The 14,317-nt window shown below is 56.0% G+C and carries 15 protein-coding genes and 1 tRNA gene; 6 read left to right on the plus strand and 10 right to left on the minus strand.

Annotation, left to right across the window (positions count from 1 at the left end):
• Window position 1: 1 nt before the first annotated feature.
• Window positions 2-448: a YccF domain-containing protein gene (locus tag RY075_RS08150; protein ID WP_003858149.1), complete on the minus strand. Its 447-nt coding sequence runs from the start codon at window positions 446-448 to the stop codon at window positions 2-4.
• Between the two features lie 122 nt (window positions 449-570).
• Here RY075_RS08150 and helD point away from each other — a divergent pair, with 122 nt between their 5' ends.
• Window positions 571-2,625, plus strand: coding sequence for a DNA helicase IV (gene helD, locus RY075_RS08155; protein WP_338628407.1), 2,055 nt, complete (start codon window positions 571-573; stop codon window positions 2,623-2,625).
• A 53-nt stretch (window positions 2,626-2,678) separates the two neighbouring features.
• Here helD and mgsA read toward each other — a convergent pair whose 3' ends face one another.
• On the minus strand, window positions 2,679-3,137 hold the full coding sequence (mgsA, locus tag RY075_RS08160; RefSeq protein WP_003858146.1) for a methylglyoxal synthase: 459 nt from the start codon (window positions 3,135-3,137) through the stop codon (window positions 2,679-2,681).
• A gap of 80 nt (window positions 3,138-3,217) precedes the next feature.
• A complete protein-coding gene (locus tag RY075_RS08165) occupies window positions 3,218-3,880 on the minus strand; it encodes a DUF2057 family protein (RefSeq protein WP_023315770.1) in 663 nt (220 codons plus the stop codon).
• 171 nt (window positions 3,881-4,051) lie between these two features.
• Here RY075_RS08165 and RY075_RS08170 point away from each other — a divergent pair, with 171 nt between their 5' ends.
• The gene (locus RY075_RS08170; protein ID WP_003858138.1) at window positions 4,052-4,465 is read left to right on the plus strand and encodes a CoA-binding protein; all 414 of its coding nucleotides are present in this window, start codon (window positions 4,052-4,054) and stop codon (window positions 4,463-4,465) included.
• Window positions 4,466-4,497: 32 nt separating this feature from the next.
• On the opposite strand, the gene hspQ is transcribed toward RY075_RS08170, so the two are convergent.
• Window positions 4,498-4,815 (minus strand): heat shock protein HspQ, encoded by a 318-nt coding sequence (gene hspQ, locus RY075_RS08175; protein WP_003858136.1) that lies wholly within the window; start codon window positions 4,813-4,815, stop codon window positions 4,498-4,500.
• Between the two features lie 60 nt (window positions 4,816-4,875).
• Window positions 4,876-6,066, minus strand: a complete 1,191-nt coding sequence (gene rlmI / locus RY075_RS08180; protein ID WP_022650747.1) for a 23S rRNA (cytosine(1962)-C(5))-methyltransferase RlmI — start codon at window positions 6,064-6,066, stop codon at window positions 4,876-4,878.
• A gap of 93 nt (window positions 6,067-6,159) precedes the next feature.
• On the opposite strand from rlmI, the gene yccX reads away from it, so the two are divergent.
• On the plus strand, window positions 6,160-6,441 hold the full coding sequence (yccX, locus tag RY075_RS08185) for an acylphosphatase (protein ID WP_003858131.1): 282 nt from the start codon (window positions 6,160-6,162) through the stop codon (window positions 6,439-6,441).
• Here the strand turns inward: yccX and tusE are convergent.
• Both tusE and yccA read right to left on the minus strand, forming a co-directional pair.
• A complete protein-coding gene (tusE, locus tag RY075_RS08190) occupies window positions 6,438-6,767 on the minus strand; it encodes a sulfurtransferase TusE (RefSeq protein WP_032610197.1) in 330 nt (109 codons plus the stop codon). The genes yccX and tusE overlap by 4 nt on opposite strands.
• A gap of 89 nt (window positions 6,768-6,856) precedes the next feature.
• Window positions 6,857-7,516 carry an FtsH protease modulator YccA gene (yccA, locus tag RY075_RS08195; RefSeq protein ID WP_003858127.1) on the minus strand — a complete coding sequence of 220 codons (660 nt, stop codon included), beginning with the start codon at window positions 7,514-7,516 and terminating at the stop codon, window positions 6,857-6,859.
• A 270-nt stretch (window positions 7,517-7,786) separates the two neighbouring features.
• Between yccA and RY075_RS08200 the strand changes: the two genes are divergently transcribed.
• Both RY075_RS08200 and RY075_RS08205 read left to right on the plus strand, forming a co-directional pair.
• Complete coding sequence (locus RY075_RS08200; RefSeq protein ID WP_338628410.1) at window positions 7,787-9,415, plus strand: ABC transporter substrate-binding protein; 1,629 nt, start codon at window positions 7,787-7,789, stop codon at window positions 9,413-9,415.
• A gap of 144 nt (window positions 9,416-9,559) precedes the next feature.
• Window positions 9,560-9,647, plus strand: a tRNA-Ser gene (locus RY075_RS08205).
• Window positions 9,648-9,707: 60 nt separating this feature from the next.
• On the opposite strand, the gene RY075_RS08210 is transcribed toward RY075_RS08205, so the two are convergent.
• From RY075_RS08210 to RY075_RS08220, 3 genes are read right to left on the minus strand one after another with little or no spacing between them, the layout of a single operon-like run.
• Window positions 9,708-10,469, minus strand: coding sequence for an ABC transporter ATP-binding protein (locus RY075_RS08210; protein WP_045894119.1), 762 nt, complete (start codon window positions 10,467-10,469; stop codon window positions 9,708-9,710).
• Entirely contained in the window at window positions 10,466-11,497 is a 1,032-nt protein-coding gene (locus RY075_RS08215; RefSeq protein ID WP_022650751.1) for an iron ABC transporter permease, read from the minus strand. Before RY075_RS08215 ends, RY075_RS08210 begins: the two co-directional genes overlap by 4 nt.
• Window positions 11,494-12,501, minus strand: a complete 1,008-nt coding sequence (locus RY075_RS08220; RefSeq protein ID WP_032657972.1) for an ABC transporter substrate-binding protein — start codon at window positions 12,499-12,501, stop codon at window positions 11,494-11,496. Before RY075_RS08220 ends, RY075_RS08215 begins: the two co-directional genes overlap by 4 nt.
• Before the next feature lie 173 nt (window positions 12,502-12,674).
• Between RY075_RS08220 and RY075_RS08225 the strand changes: the two genes are divergently transcribed.
• Window positions 12,675-14,288, plus strand: a complete 1,614-nt coding sequence (locus tag RY075_RS08225) for a mechanosensitive ion channel domain-containing protein (RefSeq protein ID WP_129258352.1) — start codon at window positions 12,675-12,677, stop codon at window positions 14,286-14,288.
• The last annotated feature ends 29 nt before the right edge of the window (window positions 14,289-14,317 follow it).

Genomic DNA, 14,317 nt, shown 5'->3' on the forward strand with positions numbered 1-14,317 from the left:
ATTACTGAAAACGACGACGGGCATTGGCTTCACGCGCGGCTTGCGCGACTTCGACCGGGACAACTCGGCGTCCTACCGGCCACAGGGCGATGGTGGCAATTTTGAAATTAGCGATGCCAACCGGAATGCCAATAATCGTAATGCACTGGGCGATGCCGGCGAAAATATGCATCAGACACAGCCACCAGCCAAAGAAGATCAGCCATAAAATATTCAGCAGCGTGCCGCCGGTATTCATCAGGGCATTTTTTCTTTCCGGCTCCAGCTCATCCACGTGCACGGCTTCATTTCCATAAGGAACGAGGGACAGTTTGGTGATTTCCCAGCAGGAGCGCGTCAGCGGAAGGGTGAAGATGAGCACAATGCTCACCAGGGTGGCAAAAAGCCAGGAAAGGGTGGTGGCAAAACCGCCAAGGACAAAATTCAACACATTCAGAACGGTACGCATAAACCCTCATTTCCTTCGATATGATTAACGCCCGGTGATTGTAACGTTTTTTTGGGCTGGAGCACCTTAAAACTGGCAGTTAAACTGTCTGACAAATTATGACCTCGTGGATCCGGCAGGATATGGAACTGAAAGCAACTTCAATGGGCAAACGCCTGGCGCAGCACCCTTACGACAAGGTTGTCCTTCTCAATGCGGGAGTGAAAGTCTCCGGGGAACGCCACGAATATCTTATTCCGTTTAATCAGCTACTGGCCATTCATTGTAAACGAGGGCTGGTATGGGGGGAGCTGGAGTTCGTCTTGCCGGCAAACAAAGTGGTGCGGCTTCACGGGACCGAGTGGGCGGAAACCCAACGCTTCCACTACCATCTGAACACGCGCTGGCAACAGTGGAGCCAGGAGATGAGCGTGATAGCCGCACAGGTGCTGCAACAGGTGCTGGACGATATCGCGCTAAGCAATACGCAGCAGAAGTGGCTGACGCGCCAGCAAACCGCCGGGCTTCAGCAAAAAATTGCCCAGGCGCTGACGGCATTGCCTTTACCGGTGGCGCGGCTTGAGGAATTTGATAACTGCCGCGACGCGTGGCGGAAGTGTCAGGCCTGGCTGAACGATATCGAGAAAAGCCGTCTGGCGCATAACCAGGCCTGGACTGAGGCGATGCTTACGCAATATGCCGATTTTTTCAGTACGGTGGAATCATCGCCCCTCAATCCTGCCCAGGCGCGCGCCGTGGTGAATGGCGAGCAGTCTCTTTTAGTGCTGGCAGGCGCCGGGAGCGGCAAAACGTCGGTGCTGGTGGCACGCGCGGGCTGGCTTCTGACAACGGGCGAGGCGGTTGCCGACCAGATTTTGCTGCTGGCCTTTGGTCGCAAGGCGGCGCAGGAGATGGATGAGCGCATTCAGGCGCGTTTGCATACCCAGGATATCTCGGCGCGCACGTTCCACTCCCTCGCTTTACACATCATTCAACAGGGCAGCAAAAAAGTCCCTGTTGTCAGCAAGCTGGAGAACGACGCTCAGGCTCGCCAGACGCTGTTTATCAAGGCATGGCGTCAGCAGTGCAGTGAAAAAAAGGCGCAGGCGAAAGGCTGGCGTCAGTGGCTTGAAGAGGAACTCAACTGGGAGGTGCCGGAGGGCAGCTTCTGGCAGGATGAAAAGCTGGCGCGCCGGCTGGCCTCTCGTCTCGACCGGTGGGTAAGCCTGATGCGCATGCACGGCGGCTCTCAGACGGAGATGATAGAAAGCGCACCGGAAGCGATCCGCGCCGTGTTTTCTAAGCGGGTTAAGCTGATGGCGCCGATGCTGAAAGCGTGGAAAACCGCGCTGAAAGACGAAAACGCGGTCGATTTTTCGGGGCTGATCCATCAGGCCATTATCATTCTGGAGAAAGGGCGCTTCGTCAGCCCGTGGAAACACATTCTGGTGGATGAGTTTCAGGACATCTCGCCGCAGCGCGCTGCGCTGCTTTCGGCGCTGCGGGCGCAGAATAAACACACGTCGCTGTTTGCCGTGGGCGATGACTGGCAGGCTATCTACCGTTTCAGCGGGGCGCAACTTTCTCTCACGACGGCCTTCCACCACTATTTTGGGGAAGGCGATCGCAGCGATCTGGACACCACCTACCGCTTCAACGCGCGGATTGGCGAAATAGCCAACCGTTTTATTCAGCAGAACCCGCACCAGCTGTCGAAACCGCTTAACAGCCTGATGTCGGGTGATAAAAAGGCCGTCACGCTGCTGGCGGACGATCAGCTGGAACCGCTGCTGGATAAACTGAGCGGCTATGCGAAACCGGATGAACGAATTCTGGTGCTGGCGCGTTACCACCACCTCAAGCCGACGGCGCTGGAAAAAGCGGCGACGCGCTGGCCAAAACTACAGCTCGATTTCATGACCATTCATGCCAGTAAAGGGCAGCAGGCCGACTACGTGATTGTGGTGGGGCTAAAAGAGGGGAGCGACGGTTTCCCGGCGCCGGCGCGGGAATCCGTGATGGAAGAGGCGTTATTACCTGTTCCGGAAGATTTCCCGGATGCAGAGGAGCGGCGCTTACTGTACGTGGCGATAACCCGCGCGCGCCATCGCGTGTGGCTCTTGTTCAACAAAGAGGAGCAGTCGGTGTTTGTCGATATTTTGAAGAGTATTGACGTGCCGGTGACGAGAAAGCCGTAACGCGCCGGGCAAATTCTGTACGCCCGGTAAGCGCAGCGCCACCGGGCAAAAAACTACTTCAGTCTCTCCGCAAGATAACGCTGATAATCCGGGATCAAAATCTCCACCGGATCGTTAAACTGCGGCGATTCAATGATGAAATCTGCCGTTGAAAGATTGGTGGCTACCGGAATGTTCCACACCGTAGCCAGACGCAGCAGCGCTTTAACGTCCGGATCATGCGGAACCGCGTTCAGCGGATCCCAGAAGAAAATCAGAACGTCAATTTTACCTTCTGAAATCTGAGCGCCTACCTGCTGGTCACCCCCCATCGGGCCGCTCAGCATGGCATTCACTTCCAGACCGGTTTCGCGGTGGATCAGGTTGCCGGTTGTTCCCGTAGCAGAAAGGGCATGATGCTGTAAAAGAGGCTGATGGCGACGAACCCAGTTAAGCAGCATTTGTTTACAGTGATCGTGCGCAACCAGAGCAATGTGCTTGCGCGCCGGAAGTGTGCGTGTTGTCAGTTCCATAATCTTATCCGTGAGGTTACCTCGCTACACGATGACGGGAACTGACTGATGCTGCAAGAGAAAGGACAAAAAAATGTGGCTTACGACGAAGGTTGCTGTTTCGCCCATTGCAGAAAACGGGCGCGCGTGTCCGGATCGGCATTCTGGAACCAGAACTTGAGACGTTGCTCAGTAAGGGTCTGCGACTGAGGGGGGAGTACATCCAGCTCCGATACGCCCGAAAGCAGGGTACTGTCATCCGCCATCATGGTGGCGAACTGGGGCAGCGAGGCGCGCCTGCTGGCCCTGTTGTAGGTCTCGGTGTCCGCTTCATAGTCAGTTCCCTTTGGCCTTTTTGTCAGCGCCAGAATATCCAGCTTTACCGGGATGGGCATGGAATCCCCGTCCACCAGTTCAATGCGCGGCGAGGCATCAAATGCCAGTGACTCCTTTTCTGTCTCAAGGCGCGGGAGACGAAAATTGACCTGGCTGATACGCTGGGTATTAAAGCTGACCACCAGCGGAGGCGAAATGTACACCTGCTGTTCGTTGTCGGCGAGGCGAATGGTCTTTTCCACCCGAAAAACCACCTGGTGCGGGCCGTTATCCAGCTCGATGCTGTCTGCGCCCCGCAGCAGGGAGCTGGAGACTTTTTTCCCGTCCAGCACCAGCAGGTCAATGTCGGTTGTGAGTCTGAGAGTAGTTGCGAAAACACAAACCGGCATGATTAACGCAACCACAGCCCAGGCAATGCCGGTTTTCATAGCAGACTCCTGTAGACAAACTACCCGGTAAGAATGTATCAAAATTTTTCGATAAACACGTTTACTAACATATAGACATATTCTGCCGTTTTGCCCTCATACTTCTGTATGGGATGCGTGGTTGAGATGTTCGCTTTGACGTACACTTTGAAAAAAACCAGGAGGAACAGCATGAAAGAGAACGACATTGTCGAGATTCTGACGACCACGCGCACTATCGCGCTGGTCGGCGCGAGCGATAAACCGGATCGCCCAAGCTATCGGGTCATGAAATACCTTCTGGACCAGGGATATCACGTGATCCCGGTCTCGCCGAAGGTGGCGGGGAAAACGCTGCTGGGTCAGCAGGGTTATGCGACGCTCGCGGACGTGCCGGAAAAGGTGGATATGGTGGACGTTTTTCGTAATTCAGAAGCGGCCTGGGGCGTGGCGCAGGAAGCGATCGCCATTGGCGCGAAAACGCTGTGGATGCAACTGGGCGTGATTAATGAGCAGGCGGCCGTGCTGGCACGCGATGCCGGGCTGAAAGTGGTGATGGATCGCTGTCCGGCAATCGATATTCCCCGTCTGGGGCTGGCAAAATAAAAAAAGCCCGTTTGACGGGCTTTTTTACACCTTTAGTTACGCAGTCTTGGTGCCTGTAACTGTTTGCGGATGGTCTGAGCAAGCTCGTCCATAGTGGGTTGTTCCGGATGCTCATCCTGTAGTTCACCACTCAGCTGCGCTTCGGCAAGATAGGTATGGACAGGCTGACCATCGTCGCCCTCCATAACCACATGATACCAGGGCGCGGCGCGAAGCTCTGCGTCAACGGCCAGATCGTCTGCTGACGGTTCATCAAGGGAATACTCCGGGTCGATATCCACGACCACACCCAAATATCCAAGCAAGGTGTGGCGGACCTGCTGGCCGATACCGAATTTGCTGGCAATCATAGTCACCTCCCGGGAAACATTACATACACACTATGTGCGGGCAATATTTCTCTTTTCAAGTTACATGACGCGACAGGCAAACCCTTTCAGATACAGCCCTTCCGGGTAGGTAGCGATCACCGGGTGATCGGCGGCCTGACGGAACTGCTCTATAAATTGTACATCACGACCCGCATCTATTGCGGCATCGGCGATGATTTTTTGGAATAAATCTGTCGTCATCAGGCCAGAGCAGGAGAACGTCAGCAGTACGCCGCCCGGGTTCAGCAGCTGGATCGCCAGCATGTTAATGTCTTTATAGCCACGGCAGGCGCCCATCAGCTGGCTTTTATTTTCCACAAACTTCGGCGGGTCCATCACGATGACGTCAAATTTCTCGCCCTGGTCGCGGTATTTACGCAGTAGTTTGAACACGTCGTCGCGCACAAACTCCGCTTTGCTCAGATCCAGCTTGTTCAGCTCAACGTTCTGTTTCGCCACATCCAGCGCTTCCTGTGAGGTGTCGACGCTCACAACCTGGGCACAGCCGCCCATCAGGGCAGAGACCGCAAAGCCGCCGGTATAAGAGAAGCAGTTCAGCACGCGCTTATCGGCAACGTACTGGCGCGTTGCCAGACGGCTGTCACGCTGGTCGAGATAATAACCGGTCTTATGGCCGCCCTGGATGTCCACCAGCAGCTTCATGCCGTGCTCCTCGATAGGCAGCAGGGCAGGCGGCAGTTCGCCGGTGACCGGGCCCTGCGTCAGCTCCATGCCCTCTTTTTTACGTACCGCCACGTCGCTGCGGTCGTAAATGGCACATTCCGGGAACAGGGTTTGCAGGGCGCTAATCAGCGCGGCACGCTGGTATTCCGCCCCGGCGCTCAGCAGCTGCAACACCAGGAAATTGCCGAAGCGGTCGATGGTCACGCCCGGCAGCCCGTCGGACTCTCCGGCAATCAGACGATAGCTGTCCAGCCCGTCACGCTTTGCCAGCCACTCACGCCACTGCTGCGCCTGTTGCAGACGACGGACAAAGAAGTCGATATCGATGGCTTCTTCTTTATTGAACGTCCAGACGCGCGCGCGGATCTGAGATGCAGGCGAGTATGCGCCGCGTGCTAACCATTTCCCCTGATGGTCAACAATATCGATGGTTTCACCGAGGCTGGCTTTACCTTCCATGCGGGCAACCGCGCCGGAAAAGACCCAGGGATGACGGCGCAGTAATGACTTCTCGCGCCCTTTGGCTAACACTAAACGTACACTCATAATTTGCTATTCTGTCGATTCCAATGAAATGGCCGCCATTTTCCCGACTTCAGTGAGGAAATGCAACGCGCCAGTCGGATAAGGAGAAGGATGATGTCAAATGTTTGCACCATTGCCTGGGTCCATGGCCTTGTACAGGGCGTCGGATTCCGCTACAGCACCCAGCGCGAAGCCCTTCAGCTCGGGCTGACGGGGTATGCGCGTAACATGGATGATGGCAGCGTGGAGGTTGTGGCCTGCGGTGAGGCGGATCGGGTTGAGAAGCTGGTGGCGTGGCTGAAAGCGGGCGGGCCGCGCAGCGCGCGGGTTGATAAGGTGCTAACGGAACCGCATCAACCCGGCCGGGAATACGCTGACTTCAGTATTCGCTATTAAATGCATTTTACCGGCTTTGGCAGGCCGGCGATTTTTGTCGCCTGTTTAGCCGGGCCTTTCGGAAACAGGCGATACAGATAACGGCTGTTGCCTTTCTCTTCGCCAAATTTATTCGCCATGGCTTTGACCAGCATGCGGATAGCTGGCGACGTGTTGAATTCAAGGTAAAATTCTCGCACGAAGCGCACCACTTCCCAGTGTTCCGGGGAGAGGGTAATTCCTTCGTTATCCGCAATTTTCTCCGCCAGCGCTTCGCTCCACTGGCTGCTCTCTTTCAGATAACCGTCGTTATCGGTTTCGATCTCTTTGCCTTCAAAACTCAACATATTCATTCACGCGTTAGTCAAAAACCGCCTAAGTTTACCAAAAAAAACAAAGCCCCGCATAAGCGGGGCCCTGTTCACAGCACGGTGTGTTAATCGCGGCTGGCGAAGCCCAGGATGCTCAGCAGGCTGACAAAAATGTTGTACAGCGACACATACAGGCTCACGGTGGCGCGGATATAGTTCGTCTCACCGCCGTGAATGATGTTGCTGGTTTCATACAGGATTGCGCCGGATGAAATCAGGATAAACACCGCGCTGATTGCCAGATGCAGCGCAGGCAATTGCAGGAAGATGTTCGCCAGCATACCGACCAGTACAATCACGATACCCGCCATCAGCATACCGCCAAGGAAGGACATGTCCTTACGGGTGGTCAGCACGTAGGCCGAGCAGCAGAAGAACACCAGCGCGGTACCGCCCAGCGCCATACCAATCACGTCGCCCATTCCGGCAGACAGATAGGCATTCAGGATTGGCCCCAGAATGTAGCCCAGGAAGCCGGTAAAGGCGAACGCGGAGAGAATCCCCACCGGTTTATCCGCGGTTTTGTAGGTCAGGAACATCAGACCGTACATACCCACCAGCGTCAGGATCAGGCCTGGAGAAGGCAGCATCAGTACGGTGCTGGCCGTTGCGGTGATCGCCGAAAACGCCAGCGTCAGGCTGAGCATGAAATAGGTATTGCGCAGCACCTTATGGGTGCTGAGTAGCGATGTGCGGTCGCGTGAAGAAGTAATTATACGATCCATGAGTCACTCTCTTATGACAGATGTAATTAGCGCAAAGAATAGGAAACGGCGCGGCAGACGCAAAGTGGTTTTACCCATCTTTACTCAGCCCCTTAGGGATTATGCTGGTTTTTTATTCTGGCAAAGCCTTTGTACTCAGAATGAAGTGCGGTTTGTAGGGCGTATTCAGATCAACCTCTTATAGGTCACTGAAAAATATTGCGTTATTTCCCTAAGGCCGCTAAGAGTTATTTCCGGATCGTCATAAAAACAGACAATAAGGCGAAGGAAATGAAACCACAAACACGCACGCACTTTACACTCTCTTTGTTAACCGCAGGGATCCTGTGCGCCAGCACGGCAACCTGGGCGGCTAAGGTGCCGGCAGGAACCCAGCTGGCAGATAAGCAGGAACTGGTCAGGAACAACGGCAGTGAACCCGCCTCGCTCGACCCGCATAAAGTCGAAAGCGATGTCGAATTCAATATTATCAGCGATTTATTCGACGGGCTGGTCAGCGTCTCTCCGGCAGGTGAAATCCAGCCGCGCCTGGCGGAGAAATGGGAAAATAAAGACAACACCGTCTGGACGTTCCATCTGCGCCCGGGCATTACCTGGAGCGATGGAACCCCCATCACCGCGGAAGATATTGTCTGGAGCTGGCAGCGGCTGGTCGACCCGAAAACCGCCTCTCCGTATGCCAGCTATCCCGGTAGTATGCGTATCGTCAACGGCACTGATATCGCAGAAGGCAAAAAAGCGCCCGAGTCGCTGGGGGTGAAAGCCATCAATGACACCACGCTGGAAGTGACGCTCACGCAACCTAACGCCCCTTTCCTGGCGATGCTGGCTCACCCGTCTCTGGTGCCAATTGATAAAGTCCTGGTAGGCCGTTTCGGTGATAAGTGGACCAAACCGGAGCACTTCGTCAGCAGCGGGGCCTATAAACTGTCACAGTGGGTGGTTAACGAACGCATTGTGGCGGTGCGTAACCCAAAATATTGGGATAACGAACATACCGTCATTAACAAGGTGACCTATCTGCCCATTTCCTCTGAAGCTGCTGACGTTAACCGCTACAAAGCGGGCGAAATCGACATTGTCTACACGGTGCCCATCAACCAGTTTGCTCAGCTGAAGAAAACGCTGGGGAGCGAGCTGGATGTATCGCCGCAGCTTGCCACCTATTATTACGAATTCAACACCACCCGGCCGCCGTTCAACGACGCCCGCGTGCGCAAGGCGCTGAACCTGGCGCTGGATAAAGACATTATCGCCGATAAAGTATTAGGGCAGGGTCAGCGCCCGGCATGGCTCATCAGCCAGCCGGATATTGGCGGCGTCAAGCTCCAGAACCCGGATTACGCCAGCTGGCCGATAGATAAACGCATTGCCGAGGCGAAAAAGCTGCTGGCCGAAGCCGGATTTAACGACAGCCATCCGCTCAGCTTTAATCTCCTCTATAACACCTCGGAATCGCACCAGCGTATTGCCATTGCCGCCAGCTCAATGTGGAAGAAGAACCTCGGCGTGGAGGCGAAGCTGCAAAATCAGGAGTGGAAAACCATGCTTGATACCATGCACACCCATAACTTTGACGCGGTACGCTACGCCTGGATTGCCGATTACGACGATGCGGCAACCTTCCTGAACAACTTCCGTACCGGGGACAGCCAAAACACCACTCAGTACAGCAATCCGGACTACGATCGGGCACTGGTGAACGCGGCGAAATCGAAAACGGCGGAGGAGCGCGGTAAATTCTACCAGCAGGCAGAAGATCTGCTGGGACGGGATGTACCGGCGATCCCGGTCTATCATTACGTGCGCACGCACCTGGTGAAACCGTGGGTAGGGGGCTTCACGCCAGACAAGCTCGGGTACTACTACACCAAAGATATGTACATCAAAAAGCACTAACGATCCGCGGTGGATATTATGCTGTCAAAACGGCCAATCTGTCGTCTATTCAACCGATTAAACGCATTTTGGCTATTTTTAAAGCGAACGAATGCGCGCACTCTTTACAGCGCGCGGTGAGGTGTTTATAGTTCGCCTCACTTAGGAAGCGTGGCCGAGCGGTTGAAGGCACCGGTCTTGAAAACCGGCGACCCGAAAGGGTTCTAGAGTTCGAATCTCTACGCTTCCGCCAAATTCGAAACCCCTGCGATAGCAATATCGCAGGGGTTTTTGCTTTTGCGCCAGTCTTCCGTCATGCCACCATGTTGTAGCTTATCGTGATCCCGGCGTCGGCCTTGCAGACCTGAGCTTTTACGCACCAGGTGTCCTCGATGTTTACCGGCGTCAGAACCGCTTCGGGCGCGCCCGTGGCGGCGATCTGCCCGGCCTTCAGGAGGATCAGACGCTGGCAATAATTGGCTGCAAGATTGAGATCGTGCAGTGCAACCACCACCGTAAGCGGCAGCTGTGAAACGAGCCGCATCAGCTCCAGCTGGTGCTGAATGTCCAGGTGGTTTGTCGGTTCATCGAGCAACAGCACCTGCGGCTGCTGGGCCAGCGCGCGGGCTATCTGGCTTCGCTGGCGCTCTCCGCCAGACAAAGAGTGCCATCGCCGCTGGCGTAAGCGGCATAACTGCATCAGGCCAATCGCCTGCTCAACCGCAGCCTCATCGTCGCGCGAGGTTTTCTGGAATGTTTTCCGGTAGGGCGTACGCCCCAGTCTGACAATGTCCTCAACGGTCAGTTCTCCGTCGACCTCAGCATGTTGCGGGACAAACGCCATGTGCTGCGCGCGTTTTTTCAGCGGCATCATGCCGAGCGTTGTGCCATTAAGCGCCACGCGTTCGCTGAGTCGTGGAAACAGCCCGGCGAGACAGCGCAGCAGCGTCGACTTGCCCGAGCCGTTTGGCCCTAACAGGCCGATAATCTGCCCGGATGGCAGGTCGAGATCGATATTCTTAAGCACCGTCTGCGCTTGTCGGGTTACGGTTAACCCGGCCACAGTAATATTCATGGATGCTCCTTTCGGTTTTGATAAAGCAACGCCACAAAGACGGGGGCGCCCACCAGCGCAGTCACCACCCCGATGGGCAGAACCTGGTGCACAATCAGCGTGCGTGAGACGATATCGGCGAGGATCATAAAGTGGGCGCCGATAAGAAACGTCAGCGGGATCGAGCGACGATGGCCCGGCCCGCATAGCATGCGCGTCACATGGGGAATGACCAGCCCGACAAACCCCACTGCGCCGGTGGCGCTCACCAGCGTTGCGGTAACAATGGCACAGGTCAGCAATAAGACAATACGCACGGCGGTAACCGGGATCCCCAGCGTGGTGGAGACCTCATCCCCGAAGGTGAAGGTGTCCAGCGCCCGTGAAAAGAGCAATACCACCAGTAAACCCGCCAGCGTAACGGCCAGCGCCAGCAGCGCGTCAGGCCAGCGCACGCCGCTCAGACTTCCCAGCAGCCAGAACATGACGCTACGGGACTGCTCGGCATTGGCGGACGTGCTGACGACGTACGCGGTCATGGCGTTGAAGAGCTGGGTGCCCGCAATGCCAGCCAGCAAAATGCGCGACGGGCTTTCACTCATCCCGTTTGTTATCACCATGATGAGCGCAAAGGCGGCGCATGAGCCGACAAACGCACCGCTGCTCACGCCAATCACGCTTCCCCCCATGCCGAGAAGCATCACGCAGACGGCCCCCAGCGAGGCGCCCGCGGAAATCCCCAGCAGATAAGGCTCAGCCAGAGGGTTACGCAGGATCGACTGTAACACCAGCCCGCACATCGCCAGGCCGCCGCCGTTGCACGCGGCCATTACTGCCCGGCTCATGCGATATTGCCAGACGATACCTTCCTCCGTTTGCGGCAACGCATAAGAGGTCAAACCCAGTCCGTTGAGGATCGCTTTCCCGGTACTGGCATACGACACCGGCATATCCCCGATACTGGCGGCAAAGACCAGCATCAGCGGCAGCGCCATGGCACCTGCTGCCAGTAAACCCTGCTGGCGGCGGTCAAAAGCGAAATGACTCATTGTTCATCCTGGAAAGAAGCCAGCCGATCGCTGATAAGCTCAACCGCATCGACGTTACGCAATGAAGGGTTTAACGACATCGCTGGCACCACGATGATGTGGTTGTTCCTGACCGCAGGCATGTTCTTTGTCACCGGGTCACTGCGCAAGAACGCTTTTTTTACCTCAACCTCATCGGCAGGATAGAGCCTGCGGGACATCCCGGCGATAACAATCACGTCCGGCTGCGATCGGGCAATATGTTCCCACGTTACAGCGGGCCATTCGTCGTGAGAGTCAATAATGTTCTTCAACCCCAGCGTGCGGCTGATCCAGCCAGGCGCGCCGTAATTCCCCGCCACCCAGGGATCGCCATTCAGACGGCTGCTGGAGAACCAGAATACGACGCTAAGTTGTTTCGCGGAGGCGCGCGCCTGGGCCTTTTTAATACGCTCCGCCAGCGCACGATTGAGCTGCTCACCTCGCGCGGAAACATCAAAAATCGTCGCCAGATCTGTCACTTCCCGTGTAATTTCCGCCAGTGAAAACGGCGCGCTACGTGCTCCGTCTGCGTTTGAGGTTTCCGTTACCGTTTTATCCGTGCAGTCGGCAGGGGAGATCCACGTATTAATCCCCAGCGACGCAAACTGTTCACGGGTTCCCACTTCTCCCTGCGGACCAATGTGCCAGTGATACTGCGCGAGAACGAGTTCAGGTTTCTGCCCTACCACGGCCTCAAAGGAGGGGGAATTATCCGCAAGCCGGGGGAGGTTTTTCCCGGCATCCTCCAGCGTGGGTGGCAGCGTGCCGAACCAGACTGACGTCGCGGCGATCGTTTTCTCCAGCCCCAGTGCGAGCAGTAATTCTGTTTCATGCTGACCCACGGTCACGACGCGCTGAGGAGCCTGCGTAAAGGTCTGCTTTACGCCGCAATTTTCAATCGTGAGGGGCCAGGTGGTTGCGGCGAAAGCGGCAGGTGCCATGAAGAGCAGTGAAGCCAGAAATAACCCTTTTTTAAGTAACATAGAACGCAATCCGAAATTGTTATGTTATAACATAATACATATATTGCGATTGAGAGCAACACGCTCACCGTCGCTTGTTGCAGAAACGAAAGGCTGGACTATTCTCAACATACCCACCTGGCATTCGCGGGTTGCCTGAAAAATAACAAGATTTCTGACCTGGGGGAGTGAGGATGAAAAAGATCCTGCTCGCGTTTGCGTTCTGTTTTGCCGCCCTGAGCGCCTTCTCATCGTATGCCGCAGAGCCCCGCCAGGCGCCTACGGAGCAGGAGCGCGCCCGAACGGTCTATATCTTCCATCAGCCCATCGTCATGCTACAGGCGAAATTTGGCCTGACCACGCCGGAAGAGCGCGTTTTACGCATCCGCAACACCCTGCGCAATTTTACCGAGGCGGATGTGCGTGAGCCGCTCAGCATCGTCCCCGTGACCCGCTATAACCAGCAGGGACGGCTGATAGTGATGAACGGTAAGCCCGTGATGCTGCTGACGGAAGGGGATTTGGACGAAGGGGACGATCTTACCCTCGATCAGGCCGCACAGCGCGTGCTGGCGCGCATGGAAGCGCAGAGAATGGCGCTGCGCGATCAATACGATTCCGGCTGGCTGGCGCTGTCGACGGTAAAAACAGCCGCTGGCCTGCTGGCGCTGTTGCTGCTCTGCTACGGCGCGTGGCGATCCTGGCGCTGGTTTCGACGCGTCTACCGTCTGCGTATTGTGGAGAATCGCAGCCGGGTGCCGCAAAGCTGGCGGCGGTACATTGGCGCCATTGAGATTCGGCTTTACGCCTTGCTGATGTTCCTGCTGGGTTTGATTGGCTTTTACGTCTGGCTGAGCTGGGCATTCAGTCTGTTTCCGTGGACGCGGGTGTGGGGCACGTCGCTGGGAGACTGGACGCTTCGCGTGGTGCAGCAAATCGCCCTGGCGATTGTCTCGGCCTTGCCGGGGCTGACGATTGTTCTGATCATTTTCCTCATTACCGCTTTTATTCTGAAGCTTCTTAAGATGGTGCTGAATCAGGTGGAGGCTGGTCGTCTGCAACTTCCCGGCGTACATCCGGAAACCGTGGGGGCTACCCGTAAGCTCATTTCCGTTGCCGTCTGGCTATTTGCTCTCTCCGCCGCCTGGCCGTTTCTTCCCGGTGCAAACTCGCTGGCGTTTAAAGGTATTAGCGTCTTCTTTGGACTGATGTTAACGCTGGGTTCGGCAGGGGTGATGAACCATGCCATGAGCGGTCTGGTCCTGATTTACTCCCGCGCACTGCGTAAAGGCGATGTCATTCGGGTGGCGGATAACGAAGGTAAGGTCAGTGAAATTGGCATGCTGGCGACCAAAATTATTACCCGGGAAAATTATGTCGTTACCGTGCCCAACGCGGTGGTGGTGAGCGGTAAGATCACCAACCTGAGCGCGCTACAGCCCGATGGCAGCCTCAATCTGACGGTCAGCGTCACTATCGGTTATGACACCCCATGGCGTCAGGTGCATGCCATGCTGGAGCTGGCCGCGAAACGGGCAAAAGGGATTGACCTTTCCGAGCCGCCGCTGGTGCGCCAGTTAGGGTTAATGGACTGGTATATCGCTTACGAATTGCAGGTCCGCCTGCTGCCCGATCAGTCCCTCGCGGTTGCCCGCAATGAACTGCATAGCCAGATACAGGATGTGTTTAACGAATTTAACGTGCAGATCATGTCCCCGAATTTTGTTATGCAGCCAGAGGGCAGCGTGATGGTTGCCAAAGAGAACTGGTATACCGCGCCAGCCAAACCCCCTCAGGGCGAAACGTGACGGCCCGGTTTTTCCGTGGCAAGGCAAAA

This window comes from Enterobacter sp. JJBC, from assembly GCF_036936505.1.
In the GTDB taxonomy this organism is placed as follows: Bacteria; Pseudomonadota; Gammaproteobacteria; order Enterobacterales; family Enterobacteriaceae; genus Enterobacter; species Enterobacter hormaechei_C.

Bases quoted from the DNA above. Each gene is read 5' to 3' on its own strand.
- RY075_RS08150 (WP_003858149.1), bottom strand. From the start codon at position 448: ATGCGTACCGTTCTGAATGTGTTGAATTTTGTCCTTGGCGGTTTTGCC.
- helD (WP_338628407.1), top strand. From the start codon at position 571: ATGGAACTGAAAGCAACTTCAATGGGCAAACGCCTGGCGCAGCACCCT.
- mgsA (WP_003858146.1), bottom strand. From the start codon at position 3,137: ATGGAACTGACAACACGCACACTTCCGGCGCGCAAGCACATTGCTCTG.
- RY075_RS08165 (WP_023315770.1), bottom strand. From the start codon at position 3,880: ATGAAAACCGGCATTGCCTGGGCTGTGGTTGCGTTAATCATGCCGGTT.
- RY075_RS08170 (WP_003858138.1), top strand. From the start codon at position 4,052: ATGAAAGAGAACGACATTGTCGAGATTCTGACGACCACGCGCACTATC.
- hspQ (WP_003858136.1), bottom strand. From the start codon at position 4,815: ATGATTGCCAGCAAATTCGGTATCGGCCAGCAGGTCCGCCACACCTTG.
- rlmI (WP_022650747.1), bottom strand. From the start codon at position 6,066: ATGAGTGTACGTTTAGTGTTAGCCAAAGGGCGCGAGAAGTCATTACTG.
- yccX (WP_003858131.1), top strand. From the start codon at position 6,160: ATGTCAAATGTTTGCACCATTGCCTGGGTCCATGGCCTTGTACAGGGC.
- tusE (WP_032610197.1), bottom strand. From the start codon at position 6,767: ATGTTGAGTTTTGAAGGCAAAGAGATCGAAACCGATAACGACGGTTAT.
- yccA (WP_003858127.1), bottom strand. From the start codon at position 7,516: ATGGATCGTATAATTACTTCTTCACGCGACCGCACATCGCTACTCAGC.
- RY075_RS08200 (WP_338628410.1), top strand. From the start codon at position 7,787: ATGAAACCACAAACACGCACGCACTTTACACTCTCTTTGTTAACCGCA.
- RY075_RS08210 (WP_045894119.1), bottom strand. From the start codon at position 10,469: ATGAATATTACTGTGGCCGGGTTAACCGTAACCCGACAAGCGCAGACG.
- RY075_RS08215 (WP_022650751.1), bottom strand. From the start codon at position 11,497: ATGAGTCATTTCGCTTTTGACCGCCGCCAGCAGGGTTTACTGGCAGCA.
- RY075_RS08220 (WP_032657972.1), bottom strand. From the start codon at position 12,501: ATGTTACTTAAAAAAGGGTTATTTCTGGCTTCACTGCTCTTCATGGCA.
- RY075_RS08225 (WP_129258352.1), top strand. From the start codon at position 12,675: ATGAAAAAGATCCTGCTCGCGTTTGCGTTCTGTTTTGCCGCCCTGAGC.